Origin of the sequence: Methylomarinum sp. Ch1-1, from assembly GCF_030717995.2 — a bacterium.
GTDB classification, from domain to species: domain Bacteria; phylum Pseudomonadota; class Gammaproteobacteria; order Methylococcales; family Methylomonadaceae; genus Methylomarinum; species Methylomarinum roseum.
The window spans coordinates 3,609,743-3,630,016 of the sequence record NZ_CP157743.1 but is presented as its reverse complement, the minus strand read 5'-3'; the positions used below and the strand labels follow the sequence as shown (position 1 = coordinate 3,630,016).

Below are 20,274 nucleotides of genomic sequence, written 5' to 3'. Positions count from 1 at the left end.
GACATGTTGATCTGTGATGAAGCGTAAGCGGCCCGCCCCGTGCATAGGTGATATTCGACCTCTGCATTGTGGTTTACATCGATTTCGATGTCTTCATGTCGTCGACCCGGCATAGGGCGGTAATCGTTTACTAACAGTTTTTACATAGTCGCAAACTGGGCGTTTCTGACGTAAACTCTGGCAAACTCCCTCAGGGGGGTGCCGTGTTGTAGATATTGTCTGAATAGACGATTGATGTCTAAGGGGTTTAAATAAGCATAGACGCCGTAGCCGGTAGTCGCGATAAATTCATCGCTTAACGTTTCAATAAATGCCGTGCGGGCATCGCTAAGTTCTTCTGGTTGGTTGAGAAGTTTCATGATCGTAAACCTCCTAATTCATTCTTTAATTTCAATCATGCATAAAAAGTGCCCGATTGGAAAAAGAAAAAATAATCATAAGCTTGCCGCGCCGAATTAGACTTAAAGCTGAAGCGCGAGCAAAGGATGTAAAAAAAGTTGACGCCCAGGCTAGGAATGCCTGGAACGGATAGAACCCGGACCAGCCAGGCGCTGGCTTGTCCGGGTTCTGTTAAGGCTATTGAGCGAGGGACCCGATCGTTTCGCCCAGCTTGACTTCTTTGCCGGCGACAAACTCTTCCTTCCATTTCGCGACGTCTTTGCCGAATAAGACAATAATGGTCGAACCCATGTTGAAGCGTCCCATTTCCTGGCCTTTTTCCAGCGTCGGGGCGTCATCTTGATAGTCCCAGTGACGCACCGAAGAGAGGGTCGGCGGCGTCACGACGCCGTGCCAGACCGTTTCCACGCTGGAAACAAAAATCGCGCCGACCAAGACTAGCGCCATCGGCCCGGCATCGGTATCGAAAATACAGGCGACGCGTTCATTGCGGGCAAACAGTCCCGGCACCGTATTGGTCGTTGCGTTGTTGACGCTGAATAGACGGCCGGGGATATGCACCATTTCCTTCAGCGTGCCCGTCAATGGCATATGCAGGCGGTGGTAATCCTTAGGCGACAGATAGATCGTCGAAAAAACACCGTCGGCAAATGCTTCGGCGCGTTGTTCGTCGCCGCCGAGCAGGTCGATCGCAGAGAAACTTTTGCCTTTAGCCTGGAAAATTTGCCCATCGCTGATGATGCCGGCCTGACTCACGGCGCCGTCGGCCGGACAGGCAATGGCGTTGGTCTCGCTTGGAAACGTGCGGGCGCCTGGTTTTAGTTCACGAGTGAAAAAATGATTGAAGCTGGCGAAATGGTCCAGATTCTGCTCTTTCGCATCGTTCATGTCGACGTGGTAAAGCTTAATCACCAGTCGAATAAACAGGTTTTTCCAAATTTTGCATTCCGCATGCGTCAGCTTTGCCATTAGCTTGGATAAAAAATGGTGCGGCAGGATATATTGCGGGTAGGTGGTTAGTGCTTCTTTGATGGTCATGATTCGGTGTCGTCGGCGGCGGTTTTGCCGCTCAGAAAATAGGCGAAGGCGATGACTTCGGCGACGGCGACATAGAGTTGCTGCGGGATTTCATCGCCCAGCGGAACCTGGGCCAGTATCCTGGCAAGTTCCGGTTGGTTTTGTAACGGTACGCCGTGTTGTTCGGCGAGTTCCAGAATCTGTTGAGCAGTCACGCCTTCCCCCTTGGCGGTGACCTTGGGGGCGTTTTCACCGTCGTATTTCAGGGCGACCGCCAGATCGCTAGTGTAGTAGGTGTGACCGCTCATAAAGATTTATGGCAGCGTGACTGTTTCCGGCGCTTGCCAGCTTGGATTGCGGTGCTCGGCCACCACGGTGGTATAAATGCCGCCGCGGACGTTGAATTCGGCGCGGATGCGCATGAAGTTGGGTTGGGTGGCCTTAACGATATCATCGAGGATTTCGTTGGTGACGGCCTCATGAAAGGCGCCTTGTTCGCGGAATGACCACATGTATAACTTCAGCGCCTTCAACTCCACGCACAGCTGATCGGGGACATATTCGATGTTGATCGTGGCAAAATCGGGCTGCCCGGTTTTTGGGCACAGGCAGGTAAACTCGGGGATCTCGATGTGTATCGTGTAATCACGGCCGGGGTTCGGGTTGACAAAAGTTTCCAGGTCTTTACTCGGTTTCGTAGTCATTAGGGTTCTATAAGTGAAGTATTATTCAGCGGTTTTTAAGACTGAGTGTATAAATTATTGACAGGTTTAGTCCGGCGTTCGACATTTTTATATCGGCTAGGTTCTAAGGCCGGTCGCGGCAGCCTGCTAAATCAATAACCTACCTCTTAACAAAAAAAATTTTCAATAATTACAAAAAAACAAAAATTAAGCAAAACTCGTGTAATAATACACGGTTCTTTAAAACATCAGGTGGAATATTCTACCAGTTATGAAGCTGGAAAAAATCAAACTTTCAGGTTTTAAATCATTTGTCGACCCGACCACGATCCCGATTAGCGGCAATTTGACTGCGGTAGTCGGGCCGAACGGCTGCGGCAAGTCGAATATTATCGATGCCGTGCGCTGGGTGATGGGGGAGAGTTCGGCCAAACACTTGCGCGGCGGCAGCATGGCCGATGTGGTATTCAATGGTTCCTCGACGCGCAAACCGGTCAGCACGGCCTTTGTCGAACTGGTATTCGATAATAGTGAAGGCAAGGCCGGTGGCGAGTATGCCAAATACAACACCATTTCCATCAAGCGTCAGGTCAGCCGCGATGGCCAGTCGCTTTACCAGTTAAACGGTTCTCGTTGCCGGCGCAAGGATATCACCGACTTGTTTTTGGGCACCGGTCTGGGTGCGCGCAGCTATGCGATTATCGAGCAGGGCACGATTTCACGGATGGTCGAGGCCAAGCCGGATGATTTGCGCGTGCATATCGAAGAAGCGGCCGGCATTTCCAAGTATAAGGAGCGCCGTCATGAAACCGAAACGCGGATGCGTCATACTCGGGAAAATCTGGAACGTCTGGATGATTTGCGCGAGGAAGTCGAGAAGCAGCTGAAGCATTTGCAAAAACAGGCGGAAAAGGCGGAAAAATACACCGAACTGAAAAAGCTGGAACGGCGGTTCAAGCAGGAACTGCTGGCGATGCGCTGGAACAGTTATCACCAGACATCCCAGCAACTGGAAAACAAATTGCAGGACATTGCCGCCGAACATAATCGGCTGTTCGTATTGCTTAGAGAAACCGATCAAAATATCGAGGCTAAAAGGAACGAGCAAAAACGGCAACAGCAGAAACTCGATCAGGCGCAAGGCGACTATTATCATGTCGTTTCGGAAGTCAGCCGCCTCGAACAGACGATACGCCATAATGAACAAAGCCATGAAGAAACGCTGGTTGAAATCAATCGTCTGAAACAGCAAAGCGAGCAATCCGTCGCCGAATATCAGCAGGACATGCAGCAGCTGGAGGAAATCAGGCAGGCGTTGCTGGAGGCCGAAGAGACCCTGGTCATCGCTCGGGAACGAGAGGAGGAGACGGAGGTTATTCAACAGGAATCGCAGCAACAGAAGTTCGAATGGCAACAGCGCTGGGAGACGTTTTTGGCCGAAAACGCCCGTTATCGCGAACAAAGCGAGGTGCAGCGGGCCAAGTTGAGTCAACTGGAAAACCAGCGCCGGCAGCTGCAGATGCGGGTCGACAAATTGCAAGGAGAACAAAGCGAATTGACCAACACCCAATTGCAAGCCGATATGGAGGCACTGGAGAGCAGTATCGATCTGCTCGAGTCGGAACGCGACAGTCTGCACCAGCAACTGGAGCAGCAACATCAGCGGATCGGCGAACAGCGCCAGCAAGTCAAGCAGTTGCACGATCAGTTGCACGACCAGCGCGCGGAACTGCACGGCGTCAGCGGTAAAATCACCTCGCTGGAGCTGTTGCAACAGCATGCGATGGGTAAAGATAAAAAGGATCTGGCCCCCTGGCTGGAACAGATGCATTTGAGCGGCCAGCGGCGTTTGGCGGAATTTCTCGAGGCCGATGCGCATTGGGAAACCGCGGTGGAAACCGTGTTAAGCAGCTATCTGGAAGCGGTTTGCGTCGAGAATGTCGAGCGGATCGTGCCCGGCTTGCAATCATTGGGCGCACAATCGCTGATCTTGTTCGAGACCGAACAAGCCACTGGCGGCGGCGATGAGGATTCGCTGCTGTTGACGAAAATACGCTCCGATTGGAACTTGTCGACCTTGCTGAGCGGCATCCATTGCGCCGAAGACATCGCCGCCGCGCGCAACATGTTGGCGCAGCTGCATGATTATGAGTCGGTGGTGTTGCCTGACGGCACCTGGCTGGGTAAAAACTGGATCAAGGTGACGCGCGGCAGCGACAGTAAAACTGGCGTGTTGCATCGGGAAAAGGAATTGCGTGAACTGAAGCAGCGGCAACTGGAGTTGCAGGCGCTGATCGAAGAGTCCGAGCAACGTCTTGAGGATACCGAGCAGGCGTTAAAGCACAGCGAAAGCCAGCGTGAGTCGATCCAGCAGCAGGATAAGCAGCTGGGCGGCGAATTATCGAGCAAAAACGCCGAATTCAGCGCCCAGTCGGCTCGCCACGAACAACAGCAGCGGCGTTTGCAACAGGTCTCCCAAGAGATTGATGAAATTGTCGCCGAATTGACCGATAATGCAGAAGCCGTTGCCGAGGCCGAACACTTGAAGCAGGAAGCGGAGCAACGGTTGGAGCGACTGGAGTCGCAAAAAATGGACTTGGAGCAGATGAACGAGGAATTGCAGGCGCAGCAGCACGATAATGATCGAACCGTCAATGAGGCGCGCAGACAGGTTCATACCTTACAGGCGCAAATCGATTCGCTGAGATCGTCGGAGCAATTGACCGCCAGACAAATCGAAAGACTGCAATTACAGAATCGGCAGGCGGCGGAACGTATCGAGGAACTGGAGCAAAAGCTGCAGAGCACCTTGTCGCCGATGGACGATGAAAAAATGGCTTTGCAAGGTTACAGCGACAAGAAACAGTTGTTGGAGCGGCAACTGAAACAGGAACGAGAAGTCCAGCAGGAAAACGAAAACATCATAGCCGAGCTGGCGGAGCGGCATAGTCGCACGCAACGTGAAATGGAGCGGCAAAAAGAAGCGTTGGACAAGGTCAGGTTTCAGCAGCAAGACAGCAATGTCAGGCAGCAAACCCTGACCGAACAGCTGGAGGAGGTAGACGCCGATCCTGAAAAGATATTGCAGTCATTGTCTGACGAGGCCGATGAGCAGGCATGGAAACGCAAGGTCGATGACTTGGGCGCACAAATCGAGCGTCTCGGCTCCATCAACCTGACTGCGATTGAGGAATATCAAGCACAATCCGAGCGAATGAATTTTCTCAACGAGCAGCATGACGATTTGATGGAGGCGTTGAACACGTTGGATCAGGCCATCAGTAAAATCGACAAGGAAAGCCGTCATCGCTTCAAGGAGACCTTCGACAAGATCAATAGCGGCTTACAGGAGAAGTTTCCGCGTCTGTTCGGCGGGGGGCAGGCTTATTTGGAGCTGACCGATCAGGATTTATTGGAGGCCGGCGTCAATATCATCGCTCGTCCTCCCGGAAAACGAAACAGCTCGATTCATTTATTGTCCGGCGGAGAAAAGGCCTTGACTGCGGTCGCCCTGGTGTTTTCGATTTTCGAGCTCAATCCGGCGCCGTTCTGTCTGTTAGACGAGGTCGATGCGCCGCTAGATGACGCCAATGTGGTCAGGTTTTCACAAATGGTGGAGGATATGTCTAAGACGGTACAGTTTTTATACATTTCCCATAACAAGGTGACGATGGAAATTGCAAAACAATTGGCAGGTGTTACCATGAAGGAACCCGGGGTTTCCCGGATGGTTGCGGTTGATATTGAAGAAGCGGTCATTATGGCGGAAAGCTGATGGATAAAGAGATTTTGAGAATAGTCATTATTGCGGTAGGCGCGCTTGTTATCGTGGGTATGATCTTGTGGAGCGTGTTCAAGAACAAACGCAGGCGCGGCGGAATCAATTTTTATGATCGTGGCAATCCACTCGACAATGTAGACGAGTCGTTGATGATGCACACGGAGAATGACGATTTTGATGTGGTGCCGTTAGGCTCGGCATTGGATGAACAAGAGTATGGCGTCGATCCGATTACCGCGATGAGTGAATCCGAGCAGGAGCAGGCCTCCGAACGGGAGCGAGATCAGCAACACGGCGCAGAAATTCCGCAGCTGATTCAGTTCAGTCTGGTCGCTACGGCCGATGAAGGCTTTAACGGCGCCGATCTGGTCCAGGCGTTCGAAAGAGTCGGATTGGAATATGCGAGCATAAAAGTCTATGAGCGGGTCGATGACAATAGAATGGTCGATTTTACCGTCGCCAGCATGGTCGAGCCGGGCACGTTTCCGGATACTAATGTAGAGGAATTTTATTGTCCCGGCATCGTGTTCTTCATGCAGCCCAGAGAGGTCGATGATCCCTCGGCCGTTTTCGAGGATTTTGTACAAACCATCGATATGTTGGCGACCGAACTCGACGGCGTGAAATGGGATCATCAGCGCCAACCCTTGTCCGACGAAACCATTCAGGAATTCAGGCGGATTCTGGCCTGATGTCTCTCCTGTGGGCTTACGACGCGAGGGACCGTCGTGGCAGTCTTCCTTTCTCTGCATTCTGCGCGTTTACCCCCCGCCCGGCTGGGTCACTGACCGACAGAAGGCGGCAACGCCCAATGTGAGGAGCGAAGAGGGAGAATGTTATGCCTGGGCGAGGAACGCCGTTCATCCAACCGCTAAATTATCCTGGAATGTAAATTATAGTCCATTAGCCATGGAATTTAGGTGCTGGGTAAACCCATCCCTGGGGGCTTGACGGCAGCATCCTTGCTGCCGACATCCACGCCAAACACACCCCATGCCCTTTTTGAACGCCAAAGTGGGAATTGCTGGGGTTAATAGCCATATATTTTTATATCATAGCTATCTGATACAATAGCTGGATTACTGTGTCTACGTCGACACTGCTCCGGTCCCGGTCGACTATGGCTCGAATTCGGGGCATGATTTTAACCTAAATTTTTAGCAGTAAATATTTCGTGGATCAAAAAAATATTAGAAATTTCTCCATTATCGCGCATATCGATCATGGCAAATCAACGCTGGCGGACCGCTTTATTCAGATCTGTGGGGGATTGACCGAACGGGAAATGGCGTCTCAGGTATTGGATTCGATGGATTTGGAACGAGAACGCGGTATTACCATCAAGGCGCAAAGCGTGACCTTGAACTATAAGGCCAGCGATGGAGAAATTTATCAGCTGAATTTTATCGACACCCCGGGACATGTGGATTTTTCCTATGAGGTGTCGCGTTCTTTGGCCGCCTGTGAGGGAGCGTTATTGATCGTTGACGCCGCCCAGGGCGTCGAGGCGCAAAGTGTCGCAAACTGTTATACCGCGATCGAGCAGGGCCTGGAAGTAGTGCCGGTGCTGAATAAGATCGATCTGCCGTCGGCGGAACCGGAAAGAGTCATGGCCGAAATCGAGGACGTTATCGGCATTCCGGCTGACGAGGCCTTGCATATCAGCGCCAAAACAGGCTTAGGCGTCGAGGATGTGCTTGAACAGTTGGTGCGCAAAATACCGCCGCCGAATGGCGATAAAAATGCGCCGTTAAAGGCCTTGATTATCGATTCCTGGTTCGATAATTATCTGGGCGTGGTGTCATTGGTCAGGATCGTGAGCGGAAGTTTGCGGAGGAAACAAAAAATCACCGTCATGTCGACCGGCAAGTCCTTTCTGGCCGAGAAAGTCGGCGTTTATACGCCTAAGCAGACCGAGATGGAGGTGTTGAACACCGGCGAAGTAGGCTTCGTCGTGGCCGGCATCAAGGATATTTTCGGCGCTCCGGTCGGCGACACGATCACCTTGACCGATAAACCGGCTCAAGAGGCATTACCCGGTTTCGAAAAGGTCCAGCCCCGGGTGTTCGCCGGGCTTTATCCGGTCAGCGCCGATGACTATGGCAATATGCGGGAAGCCCTGGATAAATTACGCCTGAACGACGCCGCATTGAATTTTGAACCGGAAACCTCGCAGGCGCTGGGTTTCGGTTTTCGCTGCGGTTTTCTGGGCATGCTGCACATGGAAATCGTTCAGGAACGGCTCGAGCGCGAATATAAAATTGATTTGATCACGACCGCGCCGACAGTGGTCTACGAGGTCGAAGTCAATTCCGGCGAGGTCCTTATGGTGGATAATCCGGCTAAATTACCCGATATTGGCATGATCAGCGAGATTCGCGAGCCGATTATTCTGGCCAATATCCTGGTGCCCCAGGACTATTTGGGTAACGTGATCAATCTTTGTATAGAGAAGCGCGGCGTGCAAAAAAACATGCAATACAGCGGCAGCCAGGTGTCATTGAGCTATGAAATGCCGATGAGCGAAGTGGTGTTGGACTTTTTCGATCGTCTGAAATCGGTCAGTCGGGGTTATGCTTCCTTCGATTATGAATTTATCCGTTTTGAGTCGTCTCCACTGGTCAAGTTGGATGTGCTGATCAATGGCGATAAGGTCGATGCCTTGTCGGTGATTGTGCATCGAGACCTGAGTCAAAGTCGCGGCCGCGAGTTAGTCGATAAAATGAAAGACCTGATTCCAAGGCAGATGTACGAGGTGGCGATTCAGGCCGCGATCGGCTCGAAGATTATTGCCCGCTCGACGGTGAAAGCGATGCGTAAGAATGTCACGGCCAAGTGTTATGGCGGCGATATTACCCGTAAGAAGAAGCTGTTGGAGAAACAAAAAGCGGGTAAGAAGAGGATGAAACAGGTAGGCAACATTGAAATTCCGCAGGAGGCGTTTTTGGCGGTATTGAGGGTTGACAAAGACTGAGTCATGGCCAATAGCGGAAAAACGCCGAATCATTATCAATTTTCTTAATTAATACCTTTATCATGGATTACGATTTTTCTTTCTTTCTGGTTGTCGCAACCTTTATCACTGGCTTGATTTGGGGCTTATACCTGGTGTATCTGAAGCTGAGTCGGCAGCCTTTCGATTATGAAAAAGAACCGATGTTGGTCGAATACGCCCGTTCTTTTTTTCCTATCGTCTTGGTCGTCTTGTTGCTGCGCTCATTTGTAGTCGAGCCTTTTCGGATTCCTTCCGGTTCGATGATGCCGACGTTGTTGATCGGTGATTTTATTTTGGTTAATAAATTCAGCTACGGCGTGCGATTACCGGTGTTGAATAACAAGGTGGTCGATATCGGCGAGCCGGAAAGAGGGGATATCGTCGTTTTCCGTTATCCTAAGAATCCCTCGGTCGACTATATCAAGCGCGTCATCGGTTTGCCGGGAGACCGCATCGCCTATTACGATAAAAAAATTTATGTCAACGGCAAGCCGGCTAAACAAGTCTCGTTAGGACGTTATCAAGGCGTCGGCCAAGGCGCTAACATGACCGGCGCCGAACATCTGGTCGAAAACCTTGATGGGGTTGAACACAGCATCTTGATTACCCGTGGTCTGCCGTCTAATGTGGAGGGGGTTTTTGTCGTTCCGAAGGGGCATTATTTCGTCATGGGAGATAATCGCGATAACAGTAATGACAGTCGCTACTGGGGGACGGTTCCTGAACAGAATCTGGTCGGCGAGGCTTTTCTGATCTGGATGAGCTGGGACTGGCAGCATCAAGGCGTTGGCTTTGATCGCATTGGCACTGTGCTGAAATAGTCTATGCTTTATTCGATATGATTATGATTACGCAGGAGTCAAAATGAAACAGTTAGCCCAGAAGCAGCGAGGATTAACACTGATCTCGCTGGTGCTTGTTCTCGCCCTAATCGGGTTTTTCACCTTGTTGGTTTTAAAAATCGGGCCGATTTATCTGAATCACAGCAAGGTGACCAATGCATTGGCCGCGCTGGAGCAGACCACCGATGTGGAAACCAAAAGCAAATACGAAATTGAAACGATTCTGGATAAACGCTTCAATTTGAATTACGTCGAACATGTTGATAAAGATGATATCAAGATCTCTAAACACGGCAATTATCTGAAGGTTGAGATAGAGTATGAGCGGATCGAGCCGATTATGGGCAACCTCAGTGTGCTGGTGGATTTTTATGAAAAAATTGAGGTGGGAAACGAGTGATCAGGAAACCTGAAGAGCTTGCTAAAAAGCTGGGATTAACCTTTAATAATCCCCAGCTTTTTACCCTGGCCTTGACGCATCGCAGCATGGGAGCAAAAAACAATGAAAGACTGGAATATCTAGGCGATTCAGTGCTCGGTTTTGTCATCGCTCGACAACTCTATGAAATGTTCCCTGATGCGGGCGAGGGGATCTTGAGCCGGTTACGGGCCAGCCTGGTCAATCAGAGTTCGTTGGCCGAATTGGCCAGGATGCATAACGTAGGCGAATATCTGATACTGGGGGCGGGCGAACTGAAGAGCGGCGGCTATCGGCGCGATTCGATCCTGTCCGATGCGATGGAGGCGATCATGGGGGCCTTGGTGAAGGATCAGGGCATCGAAACATGCCGGCTATGGATCCTGGATTTGTTTGCCGATAAGTTGTCCGAATTGAGCGCCGATAACTGGAGTAAGGACCCGAAAACGCAATTACAGGAACTGATGCAAGCCAAACAACTGGAGCTGCCGGTTTATGAGTTGGTGACCCAAACCGGCGCTGCCCATGCTCAGACGTTCAAGGTCAAATGCAGCGTAGAGTTGATTGAGCAGAACTGTGTCGGTGAGGGGGTCTCTAGAAAGAAGGCGGAGCAAGCCGCCGCTGAAAAAATGTTGCATTTGTTGAAGAGTAAAAATACATGAATTGTGGCTATGTCGCTTTGATAGGCAGACCGAATGTGGGGAAATCCACATTAATGAATCATATTCTGGGTCAGAAAATCAGCATTACCTCCAGGAAGCCGCAAACGACTCGGCACCGTATTCTCGGGATCAATACCAGCGATGCCGGTCAGGTGGTCTATATGGATACTCCGGGCATGCATCAGGACGAAAAGAAAGCATTGAACCGTTATCTGAATCGAACCGCCGATACCACATTGCTGGGGGTCGATGTCGTGGTTTGGTTGATCGATGGTTTGTCATGGCATGAGTATGATGAACAAATTTTCAAGAAACTCAAACGGGCCGGTTTGCCGGTGATCTTGGCGGTCAATAAGGTCGACAAGGTCAAGGATAAGGAGGCGATCCTGGCTTTTTTCGATCAAGCGCAACAACGCTATCCATTTGAGTATCTCATACCGATTTCAGCCCTAAAGGGGACGAACCTCGATGAATTGCAGCAGCGAATACTGCAGTTATTGCCCGAAGGCGGTCTGATTTATCCCGAGGACCAAATTACCGACAGACCGGAACGATTTTTAGCGGCCGAAATCGTCAGGGAAAAGCTGACCCGCAGACTCGGCGATGAATTGCCTTATGCGATCACCGTCGAGATAGAGCGTTATCAGGAGCTTCCGAATATCACCAAGATTTATGCGATTATTTGGGTGGAACGCAGTACTCAGAAAAATATCGTCATCGGTAAGCAGGGCGAAATGCTGAAAAAAATCGGCTCCGATGCTCGCGCCGACATCCAGAAGCTGATTGATCAGAAGGTTTATTTGCAGCTTTGGGTCAAAGTGAAAAAGGGTTGGTCCAACAGTGAGCGTTCGTTGCAGAGTCTGGGTTTTAGCGAGATAGAGTAAGCACTTGCGATGACTGAGAGTGCGGTCTTGCTGCAGCCGGCATTCATCTTACAGCACAGAAAGTATCGGGAAAGCAGTCTGATTCTCGATGTATTGACTCGCGATCATGGTGTATTGTCAATTTTGGCCAAAGGCGTCAAAAAAAGGAAATCGACGACCGCCGGCTTGCTATTGCCCTTCGCGGCGTTGAGACTGTCGTATCAGGGTCATTCCGATTTTAAAGTTCTGACCGCATGCGAATTAAATGCTCCTCCTCAATTAACCGGCTTGGCGCTGTTTTGCGGCTATTACGTCAATGAGCTCGTGTTTCATTTCCTGCATAAACATGATCCCTGTCCGGAAGTTTATCGGCTTTATCATCAGTGTCTGCAACAGCTGCAAGATGGCGCCGCTATCGAGCAAGCATTGCGGAGCTTCGAGCTGAAGTTGATCGAAGATGCCGGCTATGCGCTGTCGTTGGATTGCGAGGCTGAAGGCGGAAAACCGGTGTGTAAGGACAGGCGCTATCGTTATGAAGCCGGAGTGGGGTTGCTCGGGTGTGATAATGGCTATATCCGCGGCGATACCCTGCAGGCGTTACAGGCTGGAACGATGTTGGATGGCGTGGGGCTGGCTGAAGCCAAACAGTTGATGAGACGGGTGTTGGATGATCATTTGCAGGGTAAGCAATTAAAAAGCAGGGCGGTATTGGCTAAGGTGATTCAATATCTACACTGAGCCGAATGGAGTGAGGGCCTGGCTTTCAAAGCTTAAGTAAGGCGTAATCAAACAACACAGAATTGGATGACATGGAAAAACAACATATATTATTAGGCGTCAATATCGATCATGTGGCGACTTTGCGTCAGGCCCGCGGCACCCGCTATCCAGAGCCGGTGCAGGCGGCCTTGGTCGCCGAGCAGGCCGGCGCGGACGGCATCACCGCGCACCTGCGGGAAGATCGCCGTCATATTCAGGACCGGGACATCTATTTGCTGAAACAGATGCTGCACAGCCGTCTTAATCTGGAAATGGCGGTCACCGATGAGATGATCGCGATAGCCGCCGAGGTCAAGCCCGAAGCCTGTTGTCTGGTGCCGGAGAAACGTGAGGAGCTGACCACGGAAGGCGGGTTGGATGTCGCTGCTTCGCTGGCGCGGATGAAGGACGCCTGTGCCGAGTTGGCCGCCGCCGGTGTCGAGGTTTCCTTGTTTATCGATCCCGAAGAAAAGCAAATTGATGCGGCCTTGGAGGCGGGGGCGCCGGTCGTGGAGCTGCATACCGGCCGCTATGCCGATGCCGAAGACACGGAAACGCAGGCCCGGGAGTTGCGGCGCATACAGCAAGCGGCGGATTATGCCCATAGAGGCGGTCTGCAGGTCAATGCCGGCCATGGCTTGCATTTCCATAATGTCGAGGCTATCTGTAAGATCCCGAGTATCGTCGAGCTGAACATTGGGCATTCCATTATCGCCCAAGCCGTTTTTTCCGGCCTAGAGCGTACGGTCAGGGAGTTAAAGGCATTGATGCGACAGGCAAGGCATCATAGTTGAAGCGATGCAAATAAAGGCTTATCGGTTAACCACTGGGACTCAGCCATGTTATATATGACGGGTACTCGGTAGGCGTCGGCAATGCCCTTTTTGAACGCCAAACTGATGCAGCGGTTGGTGAGGATTTATTCGCATTGCACGGCTAAATCCGCACCTACATTCACAATTGCCGACAGAATAATACTGACTATGTACTAGTTTTGTTCAAAATCCGAAGCCAGTAAGGCGGATCAAGCGCAGTTGATCCGCCTTTGGGTTTGGGCTGCCTTATTGGGTCGCCAGACCGTGTTTTTGAATGCGATAGAGCAAGGTGTCTCTGGATATTCCCAATAGTCGGGCCGATTTACTGCGGTTGCCCTTAGTGCGGGCCAGGGCCTGGTATATCATGTTGGCTTCCAAGGCGTCCAATTGCAGTCCGGTTTCAGGCAGCGTGAATTCGTTGTCGCTAGCCGTCGATGTTATGTTTGTGTTGAATTCCGGTGGCAGGTTTTCCGGTTCGATGGTTTTGCCGGCCAACAGGATGCTCAAGCGTTCGCAAAGGTTGCGCAATTCGCGAATATTGCCCGGCCAGTGATAGGCGCGTAATTTTTTCAGCGCCTGCTTGCTGAATTTGGGGGATTGAATCGAATGTTCTTGAGAAAAATGCTTGAAGAAGTGGTTGACGAGCGCCTCGATATCTTCGCTGCGCTGATTCAAGGCCGGTATTTCCAGAGGGACGACATTCAAACGGAAATATAAATCCTGACGAAACTCGCCTGCGTCAATTTGCGTTATTAAATCGGCGTTAGTCGCCGCGATGACGCGAACATTCACCTTATAGGGTTTGGTCTCGCCGACCGCCAAACATTCGCCCGACTCGAGAAAACGCAGCAATTTGGCTTGAATCGATAGCGGCAGGGAATTGATCTCGTCCAGAAACAATGTGCCTCCGTCGGCTGCTTGAAATAATCCCTGTTTGTTACTGACGGCGCCGGTGAAAGCTCCCTTCTTATGGCCGAACAGTTCCGATTCGACTAAGCCTTCCGGCAACGCCGCGCAATTTAAGGTAATAAACGGTTTATGCGCCCTGGAGCTATCTTTTTGGATGGCGGTTGCCAGAACTTCTTTTCCAGTACCGGTTTCACCTTTGATCAGCACGGTCACATCGGTGGTCGCGACGACTCTGGCGCTGCGCAGCAATGATTCAAATGCCGGGGATTGACCAATAATTGAATTGAAATGATCCACAGAAAACCTCTCCACGTTAAAAATGTTGTAAACGCATGGGGTAAAGCCAAGGGAAGGCAGCAAGAATGGCGACGATAATGAACATCACGCCTATCACCTGTTTAAAACGCTGCATCCGCGATAGCTTCGCTAAAATTTCAGCCATTATACCGACACCCATAACGGCGGGTAAAGTTCCAAGTCCGAAAGCCATCATCGTCAGACTGCTGCGCGCAACATCACCTGTAGTGGCGGCAAGGGCGAGGGAAGTATAAACCAGTCCGCAGGGCAGCCAACCCCAAACCATGCCGAATAGTAAAGCGTGGCGCTTATTTTTTACAGGAATCAGTTTTCTGCCGTATGGTTCTATCAGCTTCCACAGACGAGAACCGGCCTTTTCGATATAGGCGAAGCGGGGAAACCAGCCGGCAATATAGAGCCCGGCGCTGGTCATGAACACGGCCGAAAGCAATTGCAAGACTCTGTGTCCCTCGGCTTCGCTAAGGGGGAGGGTGATGAAATGCTGAAAAACGCCGACTAAGGCGCCAGCCAGCATATAACTGATAATGCGGCCGATATTGTAATTGAGTACAAAGGGAAACAACTTGCCTTTGTCGTTGCGGATTTCTGGGCTTAGGCTCAGCGTCAGCGTGCCGATGATGGAGCCGCACATGCCTATGCAGTGCAGACTGCTGAATAATCCCATTGCAAACGCGAAAAGATAGGAGGTGTTGAATGCCAGTTGGTAATCCATGGCGCGAACATTAACACAAAGTCTAAAGTTAGAGTAGCGAATTATCCGGGCCAAAATCGCATCTGTGTGATATGACCTATTGCGGGTGTGTTATTTAACATAGTTTAATTAATCTGTGCTGTTGTTTTTTTGCAAGTTATTGTTGTTAAGAAGTATATTTTTGTGGCCTGATATGTGCATGATTAATAATTTTTCAACATTCTAAAGAGGGGTAGAGATTGAAAACTAAAATCAGCCTGGCGGTTGCATCCGCACTGGCGATTCCGCTGCAGGCGTCTGCCGAGCATCAGGAATTGCCGACCATCGTCGTCGAAGGGACTTACGAGAGGCCTGGTACATTCTCGACTGCGCCAGATTCTTCAGGGTTGAAGGACACGGCATCGTTATTGGAGCGAGTGCCGGGGGCGAATGTCAATCGCAACGGACCTTTGACCGGGATTGCCGCCTATCGGGGTATGTACGGCAATCGCATCAATATTTCTGTTGATGGCTCGAATATGAAAGAAGTTGGGCCGAACAGCATGGATCCTCCGTTAAGTCATATTCCAGCGGCTTTGACCGGTTCACTGAAAGTACATCGAGGTATTGCGCCGGTCAGCAGCGGCATCGACACCATCGGTGGTGCAATGAAGGTGGAGTCGCGTAAAGGGGATTTTGCCGAAGGCGATGGCATCGAGACCAATGGCGTGGCATCGATGGGTTTCAGTTCCGTCGAGGACGGTCATTATGGCGTGTTATTAGGTTCGGTCGCCAATAAAAATCATAAGGCGTATCTGAGTGGCAGTCAGGAAATGGGTAACGACTACCGGATCAAGAATAATCAGGAACAGGCGCCGACCGAATACGATCGCAACGCCTTTACCGCAGGTTATGGCTATCAACGCGACGGTCACGAACTCGGTATCAATTACAGCAACAACGATACCGGTCATACCGGAACGCCGTCGCTGCCGATGGATATCATCTATGTTAGAGGCGGTTTGTATGACGCAAATTACAGCTGGGATATGGGTAACGGCTCGCGGCTGAAAACCAATGTCTATTACCAGAAAATGCGTCATTTAATGGATAACTTTACATTGCGTAAGAGTATTAGGCCGATGAGTGTCATGATGGATATGCAGACACGGGCCGAGGTAGAAGCCGGCGGCATCGATTTAGCCTATTCATTCGGTTTGTTTGACGGTGAGCTGACAATAGGCGCGAACGGCGACCAATCCAATCATGATGCAACGATGGATAACATCACCGCGGGGTGGCAGGCAAATTTCTTCAACGATGTGGAGCGCGACAGATATAGCGCCTTCGCCGAATGGACCGGTGAAATTGCCGACAAACTGGAGCTGGAGTTGGGCGCGCGTTACACTCATACCTGGACTAATGCCGGTGATATAACTGGCCCTGCAGCTGGTGTGGTGAATCAATTTAACAGCAGTGAGCGCACCAGAAACTTCAATGATGTCGATTTGACCGCGATCTTCCGTTACGCGATGTCATCGCGATTGGATTTGGAGGTGGGCTTCGCCCGGAAAAATCGTGCGCCGACTTATCAGGAGCTGTATTTAGCGCTTCCTTCGGAAGCGACCGGCGGTTTGGCCGACGGCAAGACTTATGTCGGGGATTTGGATTTGGAGCATGAAACGGCCTATCAGTTTGAATTAGGCGTGGATTGGCATACCGCTAAAGCTTATGTGAGTCCTCGAGCCTTCTATCATTATGTCGACGACTATATTCAAGGAGATGCGACTGCGCGAGCTCAACAATTAAGAGCTATGACGGGTAGGGCGGATCTTCTTCAATTTGCTAACATTGAAGCTCAGTTATTCGGCGTCGATGTCGAAGCCGGTTATGAAATCGATGAAAACTGGCGCCTGGATGGTGGCTTGAATTACGTTAGAGGTATGCGCATCAATTCGCCGACCGGCGATGACGATTTGTATCGCATCGCGCCGCTGAATGGTCGTACGCAGTTGACCTATCAGCATTCAGACTGGATGGGCTCTATCGAAGGCGTGTTTGTCGCCGATCAAGGCGATGTCGCAGGTTACAACGACGAGCTGAAAACCAAAGGCTATATGTTGATGAACCTGCGGGGGCAATACAAACCATATAAAGGCATCGTGATCGGGGCCGGTATCGAGAATGTATTGGATACCAAGCATTTTGATCACTTAAACGGTCTGGATAGGATAAACAGTACTGCAACTGATCCGGTCCGTGTAGCGTCCCAAGGGCGTAATGTCTATGCGACCTTGAGTTATAAATGGTAGATTAATCTATGAAAGCGCGGCCCCGTGTCGCGCTTTCAATGGAATTGAAAAAAAACTGTTGCAATCAGCGAAAAGAGTTGTCATAATACGCAGCTCGAACGGTAGGCAACAGGCGCGTAGCTCAGTTGGTTAGAGCACCACCTTGACATGGTGGGGGTCGGTGGTTCGAATCCACTCGCGCCTACCAAGTATATAAAGCATCCTTAGTGGTGCTTTTTTTTATTGTGGAAAAAGAAAATAACGATGCCAGTAATTACTCTTCCTGACGGTTCCCAGCGACAATTTGATCAGGCAGTCTCCGTAATGGATGTTGCGCGATCTATTGGTTCGGGTTTGGCCAAGGCGACCCTGGCGGGCAAGATCGATGATCGCCTGGTCGACGCCGACACCTTAATAGAGCAGGATGCGGAGCTGAAAATTGTCACCGCCAAAGACGAAGAGGGCATAGACGTTATTCGCCATTCCACGGCGCATTTGTTGGCTCAGGCGGTCAAGCAGTTGTTTCCGGAGGCGCAGGTCACCATCGGTCCGGTCGTCGAAAACGGCTTTTATTACGACTTTTCTTACCAAAGACCGTTTACGCCGGAAGATCTGAAGGCGATCGAAAAGAAAATGCAGCAATTGGTTTCTGAGGATATCGAAATCAATCGTTCGGTTTTGTCCAGAGACGAAGCGGTCGAATTCTTCAAAGACCTGGGCGAAGCCTATAAGGCCGAGATCATCGAGTCGATTCCAAGCAACGAAGAATTGTCTCTATACCGGCAGGGCGATTTTACCGATCTGTGTCGTGGGCCGCATGTGTCTAGCACTGGGAAGCTTAAGGCTTTCAAGTTGATGAAGATTGCCGGCGCTTATTGGCGCGGGGATTCCAGCAACGAAATGCTGCAGCGCATTTACGGCACGGCTTGGGCCGATAAGAAGCAATTGAAGGAATATTTGCATCGTTTGGAAGAGGCGGAAAAAAGGGATCATCGTAAGCTCGGCAAGACGCTGGATCTGTTTCATTCCCAGGAAGAAGCGCCGGGAATGGTGTTCTGGCATGATAAAGGCTGGACTATTTATCAACAGGTTGAGCAATATATTCGCGAAAAATTGCGGGTCAATGGCTATGGCGAAGTCAAGACGCCACAGGTCGTGGACAGGTCTTTATGGGAAAAATCGGGTCACTGGGATAAATTCGGCGACATGATTTTCACCACGCATTCGGAAAATCGTGATTATGCGGTCAAACCGATGAACTGCCCATGTCATATTCAGATTTATAACCAGGGCATCAAAAGCTATCGGGACTTGCCGATTCGCATGGCGGAATTTGGTTCTTGCCATCGCAATGAGCCGTCGGGCACGCTGCATGGTTTGATGCGGGTGAGGAACTTCGTTCAGGACGACGCGCATATTTTCTGTACCGAAGACCAGATCCAGGATGAGGTCTCGACATTCATCGACTTATTGTTCGAAGTTTATAAAGACTTCGGTTTCGAGGATGTTATTATTAAATTGTCCACGCGTCCGGAAAACAGGGTGGGAGATGATTCGGTTTGGGATAAAGCCGAACAAGCCTTGGAGCTGGCTCTCGATAACAAAGCTCTGGATTGGGCGTTACAGCCTGGAGAGGGCGCCTTTTACGGGCCGAAGATCGAATTTTCTCTGAAAGACTGTATAGGCCGGGTTTGGCAATGCGGTACAATACAGGTTGATTTTTCCATGCCGGGGCGTCTCGACGCCAGTTATGTCGCCGAAGACGGTTCCAGGCAAGTGCCGGTGATGTTGCACAGAGCCATCCTGGGCTCATTGGAGCGCTTCATCGGCATACTAATCGAGCATCATGCCGGAACGTTCCCGTTGTGGTTGGCGCCGGTGCAGGCGGTGATCATGAATATAGTCGACCGCCAAGCCGAATATGCCGAGCAGATCAGGCGGACGCTGGAAAAACAGGGATTAAGGGTGAAAATGGACTTGAGAAATGAGAAGATAGGCTTTAAAATTCGCGAGCATTCAATGCAGCGCGTGCCGTATCTTCTGATTATCGGTGATAAGGAACTGGAAGAGAAAACCGTCGCGGTACGCACGCAGAAAGGCGAAGATCTGGGCAGTCTGACAATCGATCAACTCGGCGAACGCTTGAGGAACGAAGTTGCGGACAGAAAATAATAATTACTTGGAGGATTAGGGCATCGCTTCTAAAAAAGATAAAACGCGTCTGAATAATGATATTACCGCAAGGCGCGTAAGAGTCATTGGCGCTGAAGGCGAACAAGTCGGTGTGATTTCGCTGGCGGAAGCTAAGCAGCTTGCGTATGAGGCAAATATGGATTTGGTTGAAATTTCACCCAACGCCGATCCTCCAGTTTGCAAAATAATGGACTATGGCAAATATCTGTTTGAGCAGAACAAGAAACAACAAGCCGCCAAGAAAAAACAAAAACTGATTCAGGTCAAGGAAGTGAAATTCAGACCGGGAACGGAAGAAGGGGACTATCAGGTCAAATTGAGAAATCTGACCAAATTCCTCGGCGAAGGTAATAAAACCAAAGTCACCATTCGTTTCCGTGGTCGGGAAATGGCCCATAGAGAAATCGGCATGGAGTTGTTGAAGCGGATCGAACAGGATTTGGAAGATTTGGCCGTGGTCGAACAGTTTCCTAAGATGGAAGGCCGTCAGATGGTTATGGTCATGGGGCCGAAAAAGAAAAAATAAGGCTGACTCATCAGCATTTTTCTTTTTTAAGAACAGGCCATTGATCGATCAGGACGCTTGCATGCGCTTCTGAATGGTTGCAAATAATTTTGGGTGTTTTGTAAAACACCCTGATGACGCTGGAATGAGTCAT

At 50.5% G+C, this 20,274-nt stretch carries 18 protein-coding genes and 1 tRNA gene; 13 read left to right on the top strand and 6 right to left on the bottom strand.

The features are described 5' to 3' along the window. Positions 1 to 140: 140 nt before the first annotated feature. The 4 genes from Q9L42_RS16595 to queF form a co-directional block, all read right to left on the bottom strand. Positions 141 to 359, bottom strand: a complete 219-nt coding sequence (locus tag Q9L42_RS16595; RefSeq protein WP_349431437.1) for a hypothetical protein — start codon at positions 357 to 359, stop codon at positions 141 to 143. Positions 360 to 576: 217 nt separating this feature from the next. Beyond that, positions 577 to 1,437, bottom strand: coding sequence for an archaetidylserine decarboxylase (asd, locus tag Q9L42_RS16590; protein WP_305907310.1), 861 nt, complete (start codon positions 1,435 to 1,437; stop codon positions 577 to 579). After that, positions 1,434 to 1,724: an EscU/YscU/HrcU family type III secretion system export apparatus switch protein gene (locus Q9L42_RS16585; protein ID WP_305907311.1), complete on the bottom strand. Its 291-nt coding sequence runs from the start codon at positions 1,722 to 1,724 to the stop codon at positions 1,434 to 1,436. The genes asd and Q9L42_RS16585 overlap by 4 nt, the downstream gene beginning before the upstream one ends. A gap of 6 nt (positions 1,725 to 1,730) precedes the next feature. Next, on the bottom strand, positions 1,731 to 2,120 hold the full coding sequence (queF, locus tag Q9L42_RS16580; RefSeq protein ID WP_305907312.1) for a preQ(1) synthase: 390 nt from the start codon (positions 2,118 to 2,120) through the stop codon (positions 1,731 to 1,733). A gap of 250 nt (positions 2,121 to 2,370) precedes the next feature. Between queF and smc the strand changes: the two genes are divergently transcribed. From smc to pdxJ, 9 genes are all read left to right on the top strand, one after another. Then, entirely contained in the window at positions 2,371 to 5,874 is a 3,504-nt protein-coding gene (smc, locus tag Q9L42_RS16575) for a chromosome segregation protein SMC (RefSeq protein ID WP_349431436.1), read from the top strand. Continuing rightward, positions 5,874 to 6,572 carry a cell division protein ZipA C-terminal FtsZ-binding domain-containing protein gene (locus Q9L42_RS16570; RefSeq protein WP_305907313.1) on the top strand — a complete coding sequence of 233 codons (699 nt, stop codon included), beginning with the start codon at positions 5,874 to 5,876 and terminating at the stop codon, positions 6,570 to 6,572. Before smc ends, Q9L42_RS16570 begins: the two co-directional genes overlap by 1 nt. 482 nt (positions 6,573 to 7,054) lie before the next feature. After that, on the top strand, positions 7,055 to 8,854 hold the full coding sequence (lepA, locus tag Q9L42_RS16565; RefSeq protein WP_305907314.1) for a translation elongation factor 4: 1,800 nt from the start codon (positions 7,055 to 7,057) through the stop codon (positions 8,852 to 8,854). Between the two features lie 62 nt (positions 8,855 to 8,916). Then, the gene (gene lepB / locus Q9L42_RS16560) at positions 8,917 to 9,696 is read left to right on the top strand and encodes a signal peptidase I (protein WP_349431435.1); all 780 of its coding nucleotides are present in this window, start codon (positions 8,917 to 8,919) and stop codon (positions 9,694 to 9,696) included. A 43-nt stretch (positions 9,697 to 9,739) separates the two neighbouring features. Continuing rightward, positions 9,740 to 10,117, top strand: coding sequence for a DUF4845 domain-containing protein (locus tag Q9L42_RS16555; protein ID WP_305907316.1), 378 nt, complete (start codon positions 9,740 to 9,742; stop codon positions 10,115 to 10,117). Continuing rightward, positions 10,114 to 10,797, top strand: a complete 684-nt coding sequence (gene rnc / locus Q9L42_RS16550; RefSeq protein WP_305907317.1) for a ribonuclease III — start codon at positions 10,114 to 10,116, stop codon at positions 10,795 to 10,797. The genes Q9L42_RS16555 and rnc overlap by 4 nt, the downstream gene beginning before the upstream one ends. After that, on the top strand, positions 10,794 to 11,681 hold the full coding sequence (era, locus tag Q9L42_RS16545; protein WP_305907318.1) for a GTPase Era: 888 nt from the start codon (positions 10,794 to 10,796) through the stop codon (positions 11,679 to 11,681). The genes rnc and era overlap by 4 nt, the downstream gene beginning before the upstream one ends. A gap of 9 nt (positions 11,682 to 11,690) precedes the next feature. Continuing rightward, positions 11,691 to 12,398 (top strand): DNA repair protein RecO, encoded by a 708-nt coding sequence (recO, locus tag Q9L42_RS16540; protein WP_349431434.1) that lies wholly within the window; start codon positions 11,691 to 11,693, stop codon positions 12,396 to 12,398. A gap of 71 nt (positions 12,399 to 12,469) precedes the next feature. Beyond that, on the top strand, positions 12,470 to 13,213 hold the full coding sequence (pdxJ, locus tag Q9L42_RS16535) for a pyridoxine 5'-phosphate synthase (RefSeq protein ID WP_305907319.1): 744 nt from the start codon (positions 12,470 to 12,472) through the stop codon (positions 13,211 to 13,213). 267 nt (positions 13,214 to 13,480) lie between these two features. Here the strand turns inward: pdxJ and Q9L42_RS16530 are convergent, their stop codons facing one another. Both Q9L42_RS16530 and Q9L42_RS16525 read right to left on the bottom strand, forming a co-directional pair. After that, positions 13,481 to 14,440 carry a sigma-54 interaction domain-containing protein gene (locus Q9L42_RS16530; protein ID WP_305907320.1) on the bottom strand — a complete coding sequence of 320 codons (960 nt, stop codon included), beginning with the start codon at positions 14,438 to 14,440 and terminating at the stop codon, positions 13,481 to 13,483. Between the two features lie 16 nt (positions 14,441 to 14,456). Next, positions 14,457 to 15,173 (bottom strand): sulfite exporter TauE/SafE family protein, encoded by a 717-nt coding sequence (locus Q9L42_RS16525; RefSeq protein WP_349431433.1) that lies wholly within the window; start codon positions 15,171 to 15,173, stop codon positions 14,457 to 14,459. 218 nt (positions 15,174 to 15,391) lie between these two features. Between Q9L42_RS16525 and Q9L42_RS16520 the strand changes: the two genes are divergently transcribed. From Q9L42_RS16520 to infC, 4 genes are all read left to right on the top strand, one after another. Next, entirely contained in the window at positions 15,392 to 17,443 is a 2,052-nt protein-coding gene (locus Q9L42_RS16520; RefSeq protein WP_305907321.1) for a TonB-dependent receptor, read from the top strand. 110 nt (positions 17,444 to 17,553) lie between these two features. Next, positions 17,554 to 17,630 (top strand) — tRNA-Val (locus tag Q9L42_RS16515). A gap of 56 nt (positions 17,631 to 17,686) precedes the next feature. Beyond that, complete coding sequence (gene thrS, locus Q9L42_RS16510; RefSeq protein ID WP_305907322.1) at positions 17,687 to 19,594, top strand: threonine--tRNA ligase; 1,908 nt, start codon at positions 17,687 to 17,689, stop codon at positions 19,592 to 19,594. 22 nt (positions 19,595 to 19,616) lie between these two features. After that, on the top strand, positions 19,617 to 20,141 hold the full coding sequence (infC, locus tag Q9L42_RS16505) for a translation initiation factor IF-3 (protein WP_305910167.1): 525 nt from the start codon (positions 19,617 to 19,619) through the stop codon (positions 20,139 to 20,141). The last annotated feature ends 133 nt before the right edge of the window (positions 20,142 to 20,274 follow it).